The following is a 17,220-nucleotide window of genomic DNA, read 5'->3' as shown; positions in this document are numbered from 1 at the left end:
ATGGCAGATTTGGAATTAATAAATCGTTCAGTTAGACGGATATAAATTTGGAGGTTCATTTTTATGACAGCTTACCATTTTATTGGTATTAAGGGAACCGGAATGAGTTCACTCGCTCATATCCTGCACGACTCGGGGGAGAAGGTGCAGGGCTCTGATATTGATAAGTATTTTTTTACACAAAAAGCATTAGAGGAAAAAGACATTCCTATACTCCCTTTTTCAGAAGAAAACATCGAAGAAGGCTATACGATCATAGCGGGTAACGCTTTTTCAGATAATCACCCTGAAATTAAAGAAGCAAAAAAACAAGGTTTAACGTTTTACAGATATCATGATTTTTTAGGTGAATGGCTCAAGCAATATACAAGTATTGCAGTTACAGGTGCACATGGCAAAACATCTACGACAGGTTTGCTGGCGCATGTTCTCGATCAATCATATCCAATCTCTTATTTAATAGGTGATGGTACAGGAAAAGGACATGTTGACAGCAAATATTTCGTGTTTGAGGCTTGTGAATACCGGCGCCATTTTTTAAGCTATGAACCTGATTATGCGATAATGACCAATATTGATTTTGATCATCCGGACTATTTTACAAGTATTGATGATGTTTTTAACGCGTTTCAATCGATGGCAGACCAAGTGAAAAAAGGCATCATTGCCTGTGGAGATGATGAACAACTTCAGCAAATTCAAGCGAAAGTGCCGGTTGTCTATTATGGTTTTTCAAGCACCAACGATTTTCAGGCACAAAACGTAACTGAAACTGAATATGGCACGGAGTTTGATGTATTCGTGCGCAATACGTATTATGATACATTCAGGATTCCGATGTATGGGGACCATCACGTATTGAATGCTCTCTCAGTTGTTGCCATTTGCCATTATGAAGATATAAAAGCTCAGAAGCTAAGAGCACTCGAATCGTTTGAAGGTGTTAAACGACGCTTCACTGAGAAATCGGTTGGAAATCAAATCCTGGTAGATGATTATGCTCACCATCCGCGTGAAATAACAGCAACGATTGAAACAGCACGGAAAAAATATCTGAACAAACCTGTAGTGGCTATATTTCAGCCGCATACGTACACACGTACCAAAACATTTCTGCAGGATTTTGCAGAGAGCTTAAACCTGGCTGACAAGGTCTATTTGTGTGATATTTTTGGCTCGGCCAGAGAAGAAAGCGGCAAATTAACAATCGAGGATTTACAGAAATTGGTGGATGACAGCGCCATATTAGATCTGTCCCATACGAACGTATTAGCAGAACATGCTGACAGCGTGCTGTTATTCATGGGTGCAGGCGATATCCAGAAATTTCAGGCCGCCTATGAAAATGAGCTTGATTATGTCAATTATGAGCAAATTAAAAAAGCGTAGAAAAAGAGTCAACTATATCTTGGCTCTTTTTTCATAAATATATTTTTTCACCATAGCTGTCGAAATTATTGTTAAAATCCGTTATAGTATAAATATAATAGGTGTATGAGCGAATTCGGCCGATTGTTAAACTGAATTGACGTTTACACAATGTTATTTGGGGAATATAAAGTAAAGATACTTAATCCGGGCTCATTATTTGTAATCCACTGCAACACATCGCTTATTTAAATATGCCCTAATCGAAGGAGTTGATCAGGCAATGGAGATTTTATTGTACATAGCTGCTATTATTGCTGCTGCTGCCCTTGCAGTACTCGTTGTCTATGTTGTTATCACGCTGAAGGCAGCACAGCGAACGATGGATAATGTTTCCAGCACATTGGAGAATCTTGAGTCACAAATGCAAGGCGTCACATCAGAAACGACTGAGTTGCTTGAGAAAACGAACAGTCTTGCTGACGACGTTAATCAAAAGTCGGACAAGCTGAATATCCTGTTTGATGGTATTAAAAGTGTCGGCAATACTGTCAATGAATTGAATGAATCACTGAGAAAGCTGTCTACCAGTATTTCAAGTGCTGCATCAAAAAATCAGGAGAAAGTTGCCGAAGTTCTTAAATGGGGGAATTCGGCTGTGGAATTTTGGAAAAAGAAAAAAAATAAATAATTTTTAAGAGGAGGAATTGGAATGGGAAACGATAACAGCAATAACAATCAGGAAACAAGCATTAATACTAAGGATTTCATGATTGGAACACTTATGGGTGCCATAGCGGGAGCTGTCACTGCTTTATTACTTGCTCCAAAATCCGGAAGAGAAATCAGGAGCAATATTAACGACGGTGCCATACAGTTAAAAGGCCGTGCAGGTGAGTGGGGAAATACTGCCCTTGAAAGAGGAAACGAATTGAAAGATACCGCTTATACGAAAGGCTCTGAATTAAAAGAAAGAGCGTATTTAAAAGGTTCGGATTTGCGGACAAAAGCGATGGATTCAACTTCACAACTTTCCCGCAAAACACAGGAAAAAACACAGGAGCTGAGCCAGAACCTTCAGGATAAGTGGAGCAAAAAAAACAATGAACCGAACGACGCTGTCGCTGATGCAGTAGAAGAGGCAGCGGAAGAAGCTGCGGCAGAAGTCGAAAAACCCGAAACAAAATAAGTTGCTAAAAGTCAGTGAGTACTCACTGACTTTTTTTGATATACTGAAACAATGGTAAATAAAATAGGAGAATAGCCCTTTTTTTAAAAATTGTATTTATAAGGGTGACAAACGTTGTACTTTTATGTATAATAATGCCTAATATAATTTCAAGAATATATGAATGCTAACAGGAGGGGATCATATTGAATAAAGAATTAGAAAGTCTTCGTGAAAAGCTGGATGATGTTAATGTGGAGCTATTAAAATTAATAAACCAGCGCGCTGAAACAGTGCAGAAAATTGGTGAAGTAAAAGAAAAACAAGGCATTAACCGTTATGACCCGGTAAGAGAGCGAAAAATGCTGAACGAGCTGACTGACAAAAATGATGGTCCATTTGAAAACTCGACCATTGAACATATTTTTAAAGAAATTTTTAAAGCTAGTCTTGAGCTTCAAGAAGATGATCATCGTAAAGCGCTACTCGTCTCACGAAAGAAGAAACCGGACGATACAATTATCGACATTAAGGGTGCTGCGATTGGCAACGGTGGTGTGCAGCATGTAATGGGTCCATGTTCAGTCGAAAGTTATGAGCAGGTGGCTCAAGTGGCACAAGCTGTGAAACGCAACGGCATTAAATTATTGCGCGGCGGTGCATTTAAGCCAAGAACGTCCCCATATGATTTCCAGGGTCTTGGTGTAGAAGGATTGGAAATTTTGAAAAAAGCCGCTGATGAACACGACTTGGCCGTTGTCAGTGAGATTGTCAATCCGGAACATGTGGAAAAAGCGCTAGACTATGTTGACGTCATTCAAATTGGCGCCCGCAATATGCAGAACTTTGAACTCTTAAAAGCTGTCGGTGAAACGAATAAACCGGTTCTCTTGAAACGCGGTATGTCAGCTACAATTTCAGAATTTGTTAATGCTGCAGAATACATTATGTCACGCGGCAATGGTGATATCATATTGTGTGAGCGCGGTATTCGTACTTATGAGAAAGCTACACGCAATACGTTGGATATCTCCTCTGTACCAATTCTGAAACAAGAAACACACTTGCCTGTTATGGTTGATGTAACGCATTCAACAGGACGCAGAGATTTGCTCCTTCCTGCAGCTAAAGCAGCGGTTGCTATTGGAGCTGATGGTATCATGGCTGAGGTCCATCCAGACCCTGCAGTTGCACTGTCTGATGCAGCCCAGCAAATGGATATACCAACATTCGATAATTTCATGAAACAACTTGACGAATTTGCACCACGCCCTGCAGTTCAAAAATAATTGAATCAAAATTAATCAGTAAGATATTTCATTAAAGGTTGACCATTTCAACGGTCAGCCTTTAAATTTTTGTGTTTTTAGTTGTGTTAGCGTATCATAATGAAAAGGAAAACGTTTTGGCGATGAATGAGGAGGTAGTTGAAAATGACTGTAACAATATATGATGTAGCACGCGAGGCAAACGTTTCAATGGCAACGGTTTCCCGTGTTGTAAACGGAAACCCGAATGTGAAACCAGTAACCCGAAAAAAAGTTTTGCGGACAATTGAAGAACTTGGATACCGTCCAAATGCCGTGGCCAGAGGTCTGGCAAGCAAAAAAACGACGACAGTCGGCGCGATTATACCGGATATATCCAGTATCTTTTTTGCTGAGCTGGCAAGAGGGATTGAAGATATTGCCACTATGTATAAATATAATATTATTTTAAGTAACTCGGACCAGAATAAAGACAAGGAACTGCAATTAATTAATGCGATGCTTGAGAAGCAGGTTGATGGCATTTTATTCATGGGCGGCGATATAACTGAGGATCATGTCAACCAATTTAAGTCATCATCAGTTCCTGTTGTTGTGGCTGCAACACAGGATGAAACAAATGAGATTCCGTCTGTGAACATTGATTATGAGGCTGCAGCTTTTGAAGCGACGTCGTATTTACTTGAAAAGGGAAATGGGAAAATTGCGTTTGTCTCGGGGGTTGACGATACACTAATCAACAAGCACAAGTATAACGGTTATATACGTGCCTTAAACGAAGGGAATGCAGAAGTTGATGAAGACTATATTCTTACAGGGGATTATTCGTATGACTCAGGAATGGATGCAGTCAATCAACTTCTCAAAATGGAGGAAAAACCTTCTGCAGTATTTGTAGCGGCAGATGAGATGGCGCTTGGGGTCATTCATGGAGCACAGGACAAAGGCTATGAGGTACCAAAAGACCTTGAAGTGTTTGGTTTTGACAATACCAGATTGGCAACCATGGTACGACCGACCCTGTCAACAATTGTTCAGCCAATGTATGATATTGGTGCGGTTGCAATGCGGTTATTGACTAAATATATGAACAAAGAAGAAGTCGAAGAGAAAAAAGTGGTCTTGCCGCACCGAATTATTGAAAGAGATTCAACAAAATAAGATTTTTGCCGATATAAAAGATGACTTATTTTTTCAACAAGCTTTACCAGAGGAGCGGGAATATGAGAAAACGAGACATCTTGACCCCCATCGGCATTACACTTGGATTTATCATGATTATGCTGGCAATTCTGTTCAAGGGTGGAATGGAAGGCTTCAATTCTTTCTTGGATATTGCGTCAATCTTTGTCGTATTAGGCGGACTCGCCGCATCCTTATTGATAAACTTTAAACTTGAGCAAATTAAGCTGACAGGCAAGGTTATGAAGGAAGCGTTCCATCAAAATGACCATCGTCTAAAAGATCTAATTGGTATGTTCATTAGGCTGTCAGAACGCGCACGCAGAGAAGGCATACTGGCTTTGGAAAGTGAAATGGATGAAGAAGACGATCCATTTATTAAAAAAGGTGTACTGCTTGCGGTTGATGGGGTAGAACCTGAGGTAATCAATGATATTATGAATGCAGAAATAACAGCGATGGAGGAACGTCATTATAAAGGACGAGCCATCCTTGAAAAAGCTGGGGAATATGCGCCTGCCTGGGGAATGATCGGTACATTAGTCGGCCTTGTTCTAATGCTGAACAGTTTAACGGACCCGGCAACACTGGGTCCAAAAATGGCTGTAGCGCTTTTGACCACTTTGTATGGGACAGTGATGGCTAATCTGGTTTTTCTTCCGATGGCAAATAAACTTGCAGCAAAAACTGAAGAAGAAATGTTTACAAAGCAAATAATTATCGAAGGTGTCATTGGTGTTCAGTCAGGCCAGAACCCCCGTATTCTTGAGGAAAAGCTGGGTGCCTTTCTGCCAAAAGAAGAAAAAGAAGAAACGGAAGATGAAGCTGTTTTTACCGGAGAGAGCGTAAATGAAGCCTAGAAAAATAAGGGACAATGGTCAGTCAGGCGCGCCAAAATGGATGGTTACATATTCGGATATGGTAACGTTAATTCTAGTTTTCTTTATTTTGCTATTTTCTGTTTCGCAAATCGATATGGTTAAGTTCGATGCCGTTTCAGAATCATTTAGAAATCGGATGATTTTTGATTTTTATCCATCGCCGGTGCCAATGGAAAACCCGACGGAGCACACGAGTAATGAAGAAAGCGGCAAAAATTCCAATGAATTTGAAAACCCGACAGCAACTGAAAATGTAAATGACCGGGATGACATGACGCAAGAAGAAAATAAGGATTCATTGGACGAATTGATGGCACAGGTTGAGCAATATTTGCAAAATAATAACCTTAATAATGTTATTTCTGCGAGCAGAGACGACCGCGGGGTGGTTTTGGTGCTCCAGGAGAGGATCATGTTTGACACCGGGGAAGCAAAAATCCTTGATTCAGGTAAACCGTTTCTTGATAGGGTGGGCGAGCTTCTGATGAATCTGCCTAACGATGTAAGTGTTGAAGGGCATACTGATGACCGCCCGATTTCCAGCTATAAATATCCCTCCAATTGGGAATTATCCGGAGCCAGAGCCAGCAGTGTCATTCGTTATTTAATTGATGAAAATGATTTTGATGTATCACGGTTTTCATCTATCGGCTATGGATCCACAAGACCGGCAGCTCCAAACACTTCGGTTGAAAATTGGCGTGAGAACCGGCGGGTTGAAATGATTATACTCGAAAAAGAGAACGAAAGCACAGAATAAAGGGAGAAGCCCGGCGGCGTGGCTTTTCCCTTTATTTTTTGCTAAAGCGTTCCACCGAGTTTATTTCGGGCATACTTCAGTGAACTTTGCAGGATATTATCATTTTTCTCGTTGATATCGGCTTTACGGGGAATATTTGGCACGATCTTTTTATCATCCTGCCAATTTTCAGGCAGTGTGACAGGTGAAAGGTGTTGCCATTCATTGCCCCAATCAGATGGCAGAGCCCCGTTTTGAACGTTTCCTGTCTTCATGACGCTCCATATTTGCGCCCAGGCACGGGGGACGACACGCCACATATCATACCCGCCCCCGCCAAGAGCTATCCAGCGGCCATTGCAGTATTGATGCGCCATCTCGTGTGCCAGCAACGGGATGCGTTCAAAGCTTTCCATCGTTGTGCATAAGTGTGTCAGGGGATCATTCACATGAGCATCCGCGCCATTTTGGGTCAAGATGACATCAGGCTGAAAAAACTCAGCAATTTCCCTGAGAGCTGTTTCATAAACGTGTATAAACGATTCATCCTCAGTAAATGCATCAATCGGTAAATTGAATGAATAGCCATGGCCTTCCTTAATACCTCTTTCATTAATCTGACCCGTTCCGGGAAAAAGGTATCGTCCGGTCTCATGAATGGATAATGTACATACATTGGGATCATCATAAAAGGCCCATTGAACACCGTCACCGTGGTGAGCGTCTGTATCAACATAAAGCACTTTCAAGTCATAGTGCTTCCGTATGTATTTAATGGCGATGGCACCATCATTATAAACACAAAAACCGCTCGCTTTTCGCTTAAAACCATGATGGAGCCCGCCTCCCAGGTTCAAGGCATGCTCAGCATCGCCCTTCAAGACGGTGTCTACAGCTGTCAGAGTCCCGCCAACAAGTATAGAAGAAGCTTCATGCATATTTGAAAATGTGGGTGTATCTTCTGTTCCAATACCAAACTCTGCAGATTCATCTTCGGTTAAATCGCTGAAGCTTGCTTGTTTAACAGCATTAATATAGGCTTTATCATGAAAGAGAGCAAGTTCCTCCTCATCAGCGATTCGGGGTGGTACGACATCATTCCCGGACAGAAGGTTTTGCTTCTCCAGCAAATCCTTCGATAACTTCACGCGTTGTTGATTAAATGGATGATCCGAATGAAAGTGATACTTCAGGAAATCATTTGAATAGATAAAAGCGGCGTGACATGTCATGTTCTTGGCTCCACCATATTATTGGGCCACATCAATTCATAGCCAGCATTCCGCAAATCCTGAATCAATGGAAGAGGATTCATTGTCTGGACGCGAAAAACCAAAATTTTGTAGTTCGGATCATCTTTATATGGGTACATGAGAATAGATGTAATGTTTGAGTTTCGTTCTCCGAAAATAGCTGCTACTTTAGGCAGGATACCCGGCTTGTGCGGAACTTTCAACTCAATTTGTGAGCTTTGTACATTGGTGCCGGTCAATTGAATCAGTGTATACAACATGTCTTTTTCGGTGATAATCCCAATTAATTTGTTGTCGCTTACAACAGGGAGACAAGCAAACTCCTCATCATAGAACACACGTGCAATTTCTTCAACAAAATCAAGTGGGTGGACGGTGACGACCGGTGAACTCATAATCGCCTGAATTTCCTTGTTTAATGCCTGATGATCCGTAAATTGATCAAATACAGATGGTGATGCGTCACGGACGTCGCGGTCGGATACAATTCCGATGACCTGATTCTCCGTATCGATTATTGGTATATGACGGATTTGGTTATCCCGCAGAAGCTGCAGCGCTTCAGCTACAGTCGCTTCCGGCGGCAGTGTCAATACATCGGTTTTCATGATTTCTTCTACAAGCATTAGAGTCCCTCCCTCATATTGCGGTATTTGTGCCGTTGCAAAAAGCGTAATTTATCAAAGCGTGCTACTGACTCTTCCGGAACATTTTTACCAATTCGAACCATAAGGCAATTAGCCGGATGTGAAATGATTTCAGGGTCATCTGTCGGAGCAGGCAAAAGCCCGCCGGCAGCCATCATTTTCTCCATAACTTTCCGGTAATCCCATACACTTAAACGCGTTGCATCCAAATCCCAATGCCAGTAGTATTCGGTTGAAATCACAATATAGTTTTCCATATAATCATCCATCATGGAAACTTCGAGCAGCCCTGAGGCAATTTTTGCGCCGCGGAAGGCAGGAATGACTTCAACTGCTCCCAGTTCGATCAGATCCTCCATATTGAATTTTGACCACCGCTCAAGCGGATCCGGGTGTAAATATGTCACGTATCCGACAATGGTGTCTTCTGTTCTGGCCACAATAATGCGGCCTTCGGTAAAATCTGCAATGCCGAGGATAGCTTCGAATTGCTTTGGTGCAGGCCGAAATGCTGTTAAATCTTCATGGAAATGGTATTTCTTAAGCTCTGAAGATGGCAGCGGGCCTTCAATCGTAATGGGACCATTAGGTGTATTACGCGATTCCGAATAAGAAGTTTTAATATGGTCCATATCATTCACCAACCTTCTGTGACAATAAATAATAGCGTTTTCATTACATTCATTATACCTTATTTTGATTATGATTTTTAGTAGAAGATGGAAAATAGAATAAAAGAATTAAAAGGGGAAGATAAAAGGGGTTAAAGTAAATGTAAAGACGAACTATGGTTAAGAAGGAAAGTTGGAAACGCAGCTGCGGAAATATTCTCCGCTAATCCTTCTTTTAGTTCGTCTTTTACATTAATCATATAATATTTCAATTGTTGTTATTGTTGGATCAACTGTCGTCAGTTTCACCATCATTGTCAGTCCCATTACCACTGTCATTCTCTCCGTCGCCATTTTCATTGCTGGTGGATTCGTCGCTGTTCGAATCATCTTCGTTAGTTCCGTCATCGCTGGAGTTGTCTTCAGTGGATCCACCGCTGTTATTTTCGCTTCCGGAGTCATTGTTATTATCTTCATTAGAGTTTTCGTCTGTATTACCGTTGTTGTTGTTTGAATCTGAATTATCCTCTGACTCTGATTGGCCACCGGAACTATCGCTTTCTCCTGAATCATCTTCAGGATTTGAAAGTTCCCCAACGACAACTTCCTCAGAGGCGGATGATTCAAGCCCAAAATAGTCAACGGATTTGACGTGATATACAGCATCATCGCCGGGAGCTGTAAAACTTGTTTCCGTTGTGCTGCCGACACGGCTGAATGAACCATCCGGACTGCCGGCGCTGTATATCCGATAACCTACAGTGTCACTGCTCTCTGAACTGCTCCAGGAAATTGTGCTCCCGGATGAAGAGACATTACCCGGTGCAGCAGGGTTTTCGCCGTCGTTTTCAATACTGCCGCTTGCGGAACCGGATTCCGGAAACCCAATTTTCTCCCATGCATCCCGGTTGGTTCGCGGGAAGAGGATGGAAAGATCGCTGAATCGGTCATATCCATTCCGTTCCAGGAATTCCGGATTAAAGGACAATCCCTCACCTTCAATGAACTCTTCCGGCGTGTTGCTGCCGGCTGCTACCGTTTTGCCGTTAACTGTGACAGTGGACCCGCCCCTGATTAGACTGTCATCTCGCTCGGTAGGGACGTATTTTGCGTTGAATAAGTCGGTTTTGACCAGTCCGGCTTCCTGGCACAACTCTGAGGGCAACATGCCGGAAATGGCACAATAGCTTCGTGATACGATGCCGTCAGGGCGTTCGAAGTTTTTCTCAGGCGCAACCAAATCCGGGTTAATGTCTGACGCGGCATTTACCAGTTCCGCCCATAGTTTCTGAGTACGCTGGCTATAACTCAATGAACATGATGGACATTGAATACTTTTTCCTTCCTCATAGCCGAGCCAAACGCCCATCGAAACATTTGGGTTCACGCCGACAAACCAGGCGTCTTTGTATTCTTGTGATGTGCCGGTTTTGCCTGCCCAATCGACCCCGCTATGTTTAATTTGCGAGTTCAAATATGCGCCTGTTCCCTGATTAATAACATCGCGCATGATATCCAGTGTCAGGTACGATGTTTCCGGTGAAAAAACGTTGACAGGATCCGGGTTATGTTCATATATGACATTGCCATCCTGGTCAGTGATTTTTTCAATCATATAACCATCGGCAAATTTGCCGTTGTTGCCGAGTGTCGAGAAGGCATTCACGTTTTCTTCAACTGTAACACCTCTGGTTGTACCACCAATTGCAAGTGAAAGGTTGGCATATTCTTTATCCCCTATAGTTGTGAAGCCCATTGGTTCGAGAAATTCACTGACAGGATCCTGGTTATAGATACGGCTGTACACCTCAACTGCCGGGATGTTATATGAATTGTAAAGAGCTTTTCGAGCCGAAACAATCCCATGATACCCACCGCCATAGTTGTTAAGTGTGTAGCCGCCGGAAAAGGTTGTAGGAACGTCCGCTATCGGTGTTCCCGGCTGGACAGCACCTTTTTCGAACGCAGGCGCATAGGCCAGAATCGGCTTCATCGTACTGCCGTTTGAGCGTATAGCCTGAGTGGCAAAATTCAGCTGGTTTTCTGCATTATAATCACGACCGCCGACAAAACTGATAATGCGGCCGCTTGAGTTTTCCATCAGAATACCGCCGGTTTGGACCGGCTGGGTAACTTTAACTTGTTCACCTGTTTCAGGATCTTCTGTGTAACCGGTCCAGTCGGGCCCGTAATATTTATAGTTTTGCGCGACTTCTTTAAAAGCGTCATGTGTTTTCTTATCGATGGTGGTATGAATGTCATAGCCGTTTTGGCGCAAAGCTCGATCAGCTAACGTACGGTATTCCTCTTTAAGATTGTCATCATTATTTAAATCTTCCATTGAATAACCATCTTCTTCAGCAAGGTGTTCCATTATAATATCACTTGCCCGATCTTCTGCTTCAAATGTCAAATACGGGTATTTTTCGATCGGTGATTGAGACTCTTCAGCGAAATCAGCTGTGATGTCATACGCCATGGCTTTATCGTATTCTTCCTTTGAAATATACTCTGACTCATACATACGCTCCAGAACAGACTGCATACGGTTTAGGCCGGGTTTCAGAGCCTCTTTATTTTTCAGGCCGCCGCTGTTTTTAAAAGGTGTATAAGTTGAAGGGCTTTGCGGTAAGCCTGCCAAATAAGCTGCCTGAGCAAGGTTGACTTCTGAAGCATCGATTCCGAAGATGCCCTGCGCTGCGGTCTGAATACCCGCAATGTTTCCGCCTGATGCATCACGGCCATATGGAACAATGTTTAAGTAGGCTTCAAGAATTTCATTTTTTTCGAAAAAGCGCTCAAGACGCATGGCGATTAAAATTTCTTTTGCTTTTCGTTCAAACGAGACTTCATTTGTTAAAATTTGGTTCTTTACAAGCTGCTGTGTTAACGTACTCCCACCGGATTGTGTTGCAGAATTTGTTGCCTGTTGAACCATTGCACGAACGATTGCTTTCGGCACAATCCCTTGATGCTCATTAAAATATTCATCTTCCGTTGCGATAACAGCATCTTTTAAGACATCTGAAACATTTTCCAATGAAACTTCTTCACGGTATATATCAGAACGAATATCACCTATATATGTCTCACCTGCGAAATAAAGTGACGATGTTTCTTCATAATTATATATGTCGGTTTCCATACTTTCATAGTTTCGCACCGGCTCATCTTTTACAAGTGATGCGAAGTAACCGGCACCGACTCCGCCGGCAAAAAAACCTCCAACCACTGCAATAATTACGAAAAATAAAAGAACGCTCCAAATAACGTCATAACTGATACGTGATGACCTTTGAATTTTTCCTGTTGACCAGAGCGACTTTGCTTTTTCGGTATAAGGATGTGATTTGAGGTTTGTCCAAAGTGATTTTACCTTTTTTGTAAGTTTTTGGAATGATTGCTTGAAATCCACTTATTAAAACCCTCCCCTGAATCAAATCTATTATAGCACAGCAAAAGAAACGGGTGAATTAAATTATGTTGTTCGAGTATTGCAATTGTGTTACGTTTATGGTATCAATAGATTAAAATCTTATATTTTTAGCGTTGAACGACCGAAGTAGTATTGCAAATCACTTTTTAAGAGAGCTGACGGTGGGTGAGAGTCAGTAAATATTTGCAGGCGAATTACAGTCCGGAGTTTTCTTTTTAAGAAGTGTATTTTTAAAAAGACGGTGGCAACATCGTTAACAATCCCAAGTGGCATTTTGTATGTGCAACAAGGGTGGTACCGCGAGCGATAACTCGTCCCTTATTTTAGTTGAGGGACGGGTTTTTTTATTACTTTTGGAAATGGAGTGGAATTGGCATGGATATTTTACAAGACCTTGAAAATAGAGGTTTAGTTCAGCAAACAACTGACAGAGAATCACTTCAACAACATTTGAATGAAAATCAGGTAACATTGTATTGCGGCTTTGACCCGACCGGAGATAGCCTGCATATCGGCCATCTCTTGCCGATCATCATGCTTAAACGGTTTCAGCGGGCAGGGCACAAACCGATCGCATTGATTGGCGGCGGCACAGGAATGATAGGGGACCCGAGCGGCCGATCTTCTGAACGTTCATTAAATGAGGCGTCAGTTGTTCACAGTTACAGTGAAAGCATAAAAGAACAATTGGCAAAACTGCTTGATTTTGATAAAGGTACCAATGCGGCAGTAGCCAGGAATAACCATGACTGGCTTGGAAAGATGACCGTGATTGATTTCTTGCGCGATGCCGGCAAGCATTTTGGCATTAATTATATGCTCGGAAAAGAATCGGTCTCAGCCCGTATAGAACAGGGAATATCTTATACTGAGTTCAGCTACATGATTTTGCAGTCACTCGATTATATGAAACTGTACGAGCAGGAAAACTGTACATTGCAAATTGGCGGAAGTGACCAGTGGGGGAATATTACGGCTGGCATGGAGCTGATTCGGAGGGCCCGCGAAAATGAAGATGAAGACGTTAATGTTTTCGGACTCACTGTGCCCCTGATCACCAAAGCGGACGGCAGCAAATTTGGCAAAACAGCGGGTGGTGCAATCTGGCTTGATCCGGAAAAAACAACACCGTATGAGTTTTATCAATTCTGGATTAACACGGATGATCGTGACGTTATGAAATTTCTGCGCTATTTTACCTTCCTCGAGGAAGCGGAACTAAACGAACTGCAATATGAGCTTGAAAATCATCCTGAGAAACGTCAGGCACAAAAACGGCTTGCGGAAGAAATGACGGTCATGGTTCATAGCAAGGAAGCTTTGGAGCAAGCCCAAAAAATTACGGAATCCCTGTTTAGTGGTGGTTTGAAAAACCTTTCTGCAAGCGATATTGAGCAAGGGTTCAAGGACGTGCCGACATATGATGCAACGAAGGAAGATGCCGGTCTGATTGATCTTTTAGTTAATGCGTCAATTTCCTCGTCAAAGCGCCAGGCGCGGGAGGATATTCAGAACGGTGCGATTTATATCAATGGGGAGCGCCAGCAGGATCTGAAATATGTGGTGAGTGAAGAGGACCGCATTGATGGACGATTTACAGTTATCCGACGCGGAAAGAAAAAATACTTTTTGGTGCGGTTCAGCTGAGGGAATGGCGTGAGAACATGAGCTGAAGAGCGGGATTATATGCCGGAAAGTGGAAATATGTGCCGGAGAAGAGGAATATGTTCCGGAAAGTGGAAATATGTTCCGGAGAAGAGGAATATGTTCCGGAGAGTGGAGATATGTTCCGGAGGAGAGGAATATGTTCCGGAGAGTGGAGATATGTTCCGGAGGAGAGGAATATGTTCCGGAGAGTGAAGATATGTGCCGGAGAAGAGGAATATGTTCCGGAGAGTGAAGAGTGCCGGAGAGAGGAATTATGTTCCGGAGAGTGGAAACATGTTCCGGAGAGCCAAAACATGGGCCGGAAAGACGAAATATGGGCTCGAGAGCAACAAATATAAAAAAACCTATTTCAAATATTCAATATAACAAGTTTGTTTATCTTCAGAAAAGGAGTAGTAAATAATAAACCTGTCTACAAGGATTTTATGACTGGCATTCCACTCTGGTTTGTCTGCTCTTGTACTCGTGTCAAGTGTTTGAATCTTATCTTCAATACGTTCCAACAAGCTTAATTTGTATTCGATGGTTTCATTATGAGAAAAATGTTTACTAGTAATATTCTCAAATGACTCCATCGTATTTTTCATCCAAATAAATTCCATCTTAAATTTGACCGCTCCGAATCATGTCTCGCATTTCCTCAGAAGTGAAATAATTTCCTTCTTCGATATCCTTTTTAGACTGTAACAACTTCTGCTTTAATTCTGGATCTTTTTCGACATCTTCTTTTACCGTCGTTTCTAAGTCACCTTTGTTATCTATTGCAACAATTTTATATTGTCGCCCATTAAATTCAAATGACTGATCTTTGTCTTGAATAATATCTTCTAAAACTTTTGCAGCTTGACCGTCAACTTTTTTCATAAATATCGCCTCCTTACTTCATTTTAACATTATCATAATTTAATGTTTCTTATTAACCTGCTCATTAATTCAGTAACCTTATTCCACAATTTGACCCGATTCTTAAAGAACGTTCTTCTTTGATTTTAACATAAATATTCAGAAAACCATCTCAAAAATAAGGGTAATGGGAAATTCAGGCATGGTTTTTTTTATGTCAGTTTTCTAAGAAACTAAAACTTTTCAGCAAAGGTGTCCTCCAGGACGTGTTTAAATCTCAAATCTAACATTATAATAGTCTTTAGAAACAGTGACATGGGTATTGGTTGCGGCGAATGCCGCTGTTGTGCTCGCACAGATTATGCACCTTAACTGTTGGAAAGGGGAATAAAGAGCCATTAAGCCATACATTATATAACCTCTTAATTATAAAAAAATTTTCGAATGCAACTGCCAAAGCTATGGAAAGCTGGGGCAAACAGGTTTAAAAAAATTAAAAGACCCTGAATTCAGTAAAACAATCCAATAGGATGATTTAATTAAAACAGAATAGGGCGTTGAGGAGTGACTCAAGATGAATTATTTAAAAGAATTGAATGCGTTTTATAATCAGATCATTTTCAATCCGCTTTCCGGCTCAGCCGTGGCGCTTTGGAACACGCTGATGCATTTTAACAATCTGTGCGGGTGGCAGAAGACGTTTACCGTACCTGCCTCTGCAATTGAATTGAAATCAGGTATCAAAGGCACATCCTTTAAACGTGCACGCCAGGAACTGCAGGAGAAAGGTTATATCCACGTCACACCGGGCAGCGGAAATCAGGCTGCCACATATGGGATGATTTCACAAGTTAGGCACGGACAGGAAAGTGAATTTGCAGGACAGGAAGCACCAGAAACACGGCCTGAGGAAACGGAGCCTGTCAGAGAAGAGTACTGCCCGGAAATGCCGGCAGCAGCGGATCAGGAAGCACAACCGCAAACGAATGATGCCTCTAAGGATCAATTTGCCAATGAATTGAGTCAACATGTGACGAAAACCTCACTAAACACCAGGCAAGACGCTGCAAAAGGAGACAACAACGCGGTCGGCTGGACGGACTGGAATTCGGCCAACCGTAAAGCCATCAATGAAGTCCACAGTACGGCCCCATTATTTAAACAATACATAAACAAAAATAAAACAAAACACAAACCAACAACAACGCCTGTCGTCCAATTTTACCGGGGCAATTTTGATAAGCTCAGTGCATATGGTGAACCGGAAAACTTCGTGGAAGCATGCACCAAGTTGGAGAAAGCTTTTAAACTGGTCAAACACACTGATGATGCACTGCCTTTTGCCGATGAGGTCACACTCTATCAGATGGTTCGAATTCAGGTGAAAAAATATCTGACCTCGCAACAGAGCAGTCCCAAAGCAGATCAGACAGTGGAAGAACGTCTCAATGCCATGATTGACAGGCATCTGGAAACGAAAGAGCCGGTGGATATTTATCAGGTCGCAGGCATTGAGAAACCTGATATCAGTATTTTGGATGAAGATTTTTTTGAAAGACATGGAAGAAAAGGAAGAGCATGAAGATCTAAGGCTGAAACTGTTAAAGAAATTGCTGGAAGACCATATTCAGGTGAATTTTAAAAAGAACAGCCCGAAAGAAAAAGAAATGCGGGAAATGCTCGAGAAAACGCTGGCCGATTATCACAACCGGATTATCCAGGCCGCTGATGTTCTCAGAATGATGGTCGATATGAAAAAAGGAGTCGATGACGAAGCGGACTTCCGCCAGGAGCTCGGACTGTCTGATGAGGAAGCAGAATTTTATAAAGCGGTGACATCACTCGAAGTGGACGCTTTCAATAATAAGTTTTTGGCAGACCTGATTCATAAAGTCGTGAAAGAACTGAAAAAGAATCTTAGCCAGGACTGGACGAGTGAACATCGGAAAAGTATATACGCCAAAGTGAGCATGTCCGTCAAACACGTACTAATGCGTGAGGGAATCAAGGGCGAGCAGCTGAAGTTTATCACCAAGGCTATCATGGAGGAAGCGGAAGAACAGTATAAAGACTGGCCGCAAAATGCTTAAATTATTAGAGGGTTTACGGAAATGAAACGTTTCGTAAACTCTTTTTGTATGGCTGAATACGCCTGT

At 42.1% G+C, this 17,220-nt stretch carries 17 protein-coding genes and 1 other annotated feature; of the genes, 11 read left to right on the top strand and 6 right to left on the bottom strand.

Annotation, left to right across the window (positions count from 1 at the left end; genetic code table 11):
* Positions 1-63 precede the first annotated feature (63 nt).
* The 7 genes from murC to motS all read left to right on the top strand — a co-directional run bounded on the left by murC (position 64) and on the right by motS (position 6,627).
* Complete coding sequence (gene murC / locus BMZ22_RS04320) at positions 64-1,389, top strand: UDP-N-acetylmuramate--L-alanine ligase (RefSeq protein ID WP_090081985.1); 1,326 nt, start codon at positions 64-66, stop codon at positions 1,387-1,389.
* A 262-nt stretch (positions 1,390-1,651) separates the two neighbouring features.
* The gene (locus BMZ22_RS04315; RefSeq protein ID WP_090081982.1) at positions 1,652-2,059 is read left to right on the top strand and encodes a DUF948 domain-containing protein; all 408 of its coding nucleotides are present in this window, start codon (positions 1,652-1,654) and stop codon (positions 2,057-2,059) included.
* A gap of 21 nt (positions 2,060-2,080) precedes the next feature.
* Positions 2,081-2,557, top strand: coding sequence for a YtxH domain-containing protein (locus tag BMZ22_RS04310; RefSeq protein ID WP_090081978.1), 477 nt, complete (start codon positions 2,081-2,083; stop codon positions 2,555-2,557).
* Between the two features lie 185 nt (positions 2,558-2,742).
* Positions 2,743-3,825 (top strand): bifunctional 3-deoxy-7-phosphoheptulonate synthase/chorismate mutase, encoded by a 1,083-nt coding sequence (locus BMZ22_RS04305; protein ID WP_090081975.1) that lies wholly within the window; start codon positions 2,743-2,745, stop codon positions 3,823-3,825.
* A gap of 144 nt (positions 3,826-3,969) precedes the next feature.
* Positions 3,970-4,965 carry a catabolite control protein A gene (gene ccpA, locus BMZ22_RS04300; RefSeq protein ID WP_090081972.1) on the top strand — a complete coding sequence of 332 codons (996 nt, stop codon included), beginning with the start codon at positions 3,970-3,972 and terminating at the stop codon, positions 4,963-4,965.
* A gap of 62 nt (positions 4,966-5,027) precedes the next feature.
* Positions 5,028-5,846: a flagellar motor protein MotP gene (gene motP, locus BMZ22_RS04295; protein WP_090081970.1), complete on the top strand. Its 819-nt coding sequence runs from the start codon at positions 5,028-5,030 to the stop codon at positions 5,844-5,846.
* Positions 5,836-6,627 (top strand): flagellar motor protein MotS, encoded by a 792-nt coding sequence (gene motS, locus BMZ22_RS04290; protein ID WP_090081966.1) that lies wholly within the window; start codon positions 5,836-5,838, stop codon positions 6,625-6,627. The genes motP and motS overlap by 11 nt, the downstream gene beginning before the upstream one ends.
* Positions 6,628-6,668: 41 nt before the next feature.
* Here motS and BMZ22_RS04285 read toward each other — a convergent pair whose 3' ends face one another.
* The 4 genes from BMZ22_RS04285 to BMZ22_RS04270 all read right to left on the bottom strand — a co-directional run bounded on the left by BMZ22_RS04285 (position 6,669) and on the right by BMZ22_RS04270 (position 12,532).
* A complete protein-coding gene (locus BMZ22_RS04285; protein WP_090081963.1) occupies positions 6,669-7,838 on the bottom strand; it encodes an acetoin utilization protein AcuC in 1,170 nt (389 codons plus the stop codon).
* Positions 7,835-8,485 (bottom strand): acetoin utilization AcuB family protein, encoded by a 651-nt coding sequence (locus BMZ22_RS04280; RefSeq protein ID WP_090081960.1) that lies wholly within the window; start codon positions 8,483-8,485, stop codon positions 7,835-7,837. The genes BMZ22_RS04285 and BMZ22_RS04280 overlap by 4 nt, the downstream gene beginning before the upstream one ends.
* Positions 8,485-9,138 (bottom strand): GNAT family N-acetyltransferase, encoded by a 654-nt coding sequence (locus tag BMZ22_RS04275; RefSeq protein ID WP_090081957.1) that lies wholly within the window; start codon positions 9,136-9,138, stop codon positions 8,485-8,487. The genes BMZ22_RS04280 and BMZ22_RS04275 overlap by 1 nt, the downstream gene beginning before the upstream one ends.
* Before the next feature lie 268 nt (positions 9,139-9,406).
* The gene (locus tag BMZ22_RS04270) at positions 9,407-12,532 is read right to left on the bottom strand and encodes a transglycosylase domain-containing protein (protein WP_090081953.1); all 3,126 of its coding nucleotides are present in this window, start codon (positions 12,530-12,532) and stop codon (positions 9,407-9,409) included.
* Between the two features lie 125 nt (positions 12,533-12,657).
* Positions 12,658-12,875 (top strand) — a binding site (T-box leader).
* Between the two features lie 53 nt (positions 12,876-12,928).
* On the opposite strand from BMZ22_RS04270, the gene tyrS reads away from it, so the two are divergent.
* Positions 12,929-14,200, top strand: a complete 1,272-nt coding sequence (gene tyrS / locus BMZ22_RS04265; RefSeq protein ID WP_090081949.1) for a tyrosine--tRNA ligase — start codon at positions 12,929-12,931, stop codon at positions 14,198-14,200.
* A 77-nt stretch (positions 14,201-14,277) separates the two neighbouring features.
* The gene (locus tag BMZ22_RS04260; RefSeq protein ID WP_090081946.1) at positions 14,278-14,559 is read left to right on the top strand and encodes a hypothetical protein; all 282 of its coding nucleotides are present in this window, start codon (positions 14,278-14,280) and stop codon (positions 14,557-14,559) included.
* Positions 14,560-14,565: 6 nt separating this feature from the next.
* On the opposite strand, the gene BMZ22_RS04255 is transcribed toward BMZ22_RS04260, so the two are convergent.
* Both BMZ22_RS04255 and BMZ22_RS04250 read right to left on the bottom strand, forming a co-directional pair.
* A complete protein-coding gene (locus BMZ22_RS04255; RefSeq protein ID WP_090081942.1) occupies positions 14,566-14,823 on the bottom strand; it encodes a hypothetical protein in 258 nt (85 codons plus the stop codon).
* A 1-nt stretch (position 14,824) separates the two neighbouring features.
* Positions 14,825-15,085 (bottom strand): hypothetical protein, encoded by a 261-nt coding sequence (locus BMZ22_RS04250; RefSeq protein ID WP_090081939.1) that lies wholly within the window; start codon positions 15,083-15,085, stop codon positions 14,825-14,827.
* A 553-nt stretch (positions 15,086-15,638) separates the two neighbouring features.
* Here BMZ22_RS04250 and BMZ22_RS04245 point away from each other — a divergent pair.
* A complete protein-coding gene (locus BMZ22_RS04245; protein ID WP_090081935.1) occupies positions 15,639-16,646 on the top strand; it encodes a type I restriction enzyme endonuclease domain-containing protein in 1,008 nt (335 codons plus the stop codon).
* Positions 16,603-17,154, top strand: coding sequence for a type I restriction enzyme endonuclease domain-containing protein (locus BMZ22_RS04240; RefSeq protein ID WP_090081932.1), 552 nt, complete (start codon positions 16,603-16,605; stop codon positions 17,152-17,154). Before BMZ22_RS04245 ends, BMZ22_RS04240 begins: the two co-directional genes overlap by 44 nt.
* Positions 17,155-17,220 lie beyond the last annotated feature (66 nt).

Source organism: Lentibacillus persicus (assembly GCF_900112705.1).
Taxonomy (GTDB): Bacteria; Bacillota; Bacilli; order Bacillales; family Amphibacillaceae; genus Lentibacillus; species Lentibacillus persicus.
This window is presented reverse-complemented; position numbering and strand designations above follow the sequence as displayed.

Coding starts and splice junctions, on each gene's coding strand:
- BMZ22_RS04260 (WP_090081946.1), top strand. CDS start 14,278: ATGTTCCGGAAAGTGGAAATATGTTCCGGAGAAGAGGAATATGTTCCG.
- BMZ22_RS04240 (WP_090081932.1), top strand. CDS start 16,603: ATGAAGATTTTTTTGAAAGACATGGAAGAAAAGGAAGAGCATGAAGAT.
- BMZ22_RS04315 (WP_090081982.1), top strand. CDS start 1,652: ATGGAGATTTTATTGTACATAGCTGCTATTATTGCTGCTGCTGCCCTT.
- BMZ22_RS04275 (WP_090081957.1), bottom strand. CDS start 9,138: ATGGACCATATTAAAACTTCTTATTCGGAATCGCGTAATACACCTAAT.
- motP (WP_090081970.1), top strand. CDS start 5,028: ATGAGAAAACGAGACATCTTGACCCCCATCGGCATTACACTTGGATTT.
- tyrS (WP_090081949.1), top strand. CDS start 12,929: ATGGATATTTTACAAGACCTTGAAAATAGAGGTTTAGTTCAGCAAACA.
- BMZ22_RS04255 (WP_090081942.1), bottom strand. CDS start 14,823: ATGGAATTTATTTGGATGAAAAATACGATGGAGTCATTTGAGAATATT.
- BMZ22_RS04310 (WP_090081978.1), top strand. CDS start 2,081: ATGGGAAACGATAACAGCAATAACAATCAGGAAACAAGCATTAATACT.
- motS (WP_090081966.1), top strand. CDS start 5,836: ATGAAGCCTAGAAAAATAAGGGACAATGGTCAGTCAGGCGCGCCAAAA.
- BMZ22_RS04285 (WP_090081963.1), bottom strand. CDS start 7,838: ATGACATGTCACGCCGCTTTTATCTATTCAAATGATTTCCTGAAGTAT.
- ccpA (WP_090081972.1), top strand. CDS start 3,970: ATGACTGTAACAATATATGATGTAGCACGCGAGGCAAACGTTTCAATG.
- BMZ22_RS04280 (WP_090081960.1), bottom strand. CDS start 8,485: ATGCTTGTAGAAGAAATCATGAAAACCGATGTATTGACACTGCCGCCG.
- murC (WP_090081985.1), top strand. CDS start 64: ATGACAGCTTACCATTTTATTGGTATTAAGGGAACCGGAATGAGTTCA.
- BMZ22_RS04250 (WP_090081939.1), bottom strand. CDS start 15,085: ATGAAAAAAGTTGACGGTCAAGCTGCAAAAGTTTTAGAAGATATTATT.
- BMZ22_RS04245 (WP_090081935.1), top strand. CDS start 15,639: ATGAATTATTTAAAAGAATTGAATGCGTTTTATAATCAGATCATTTTC.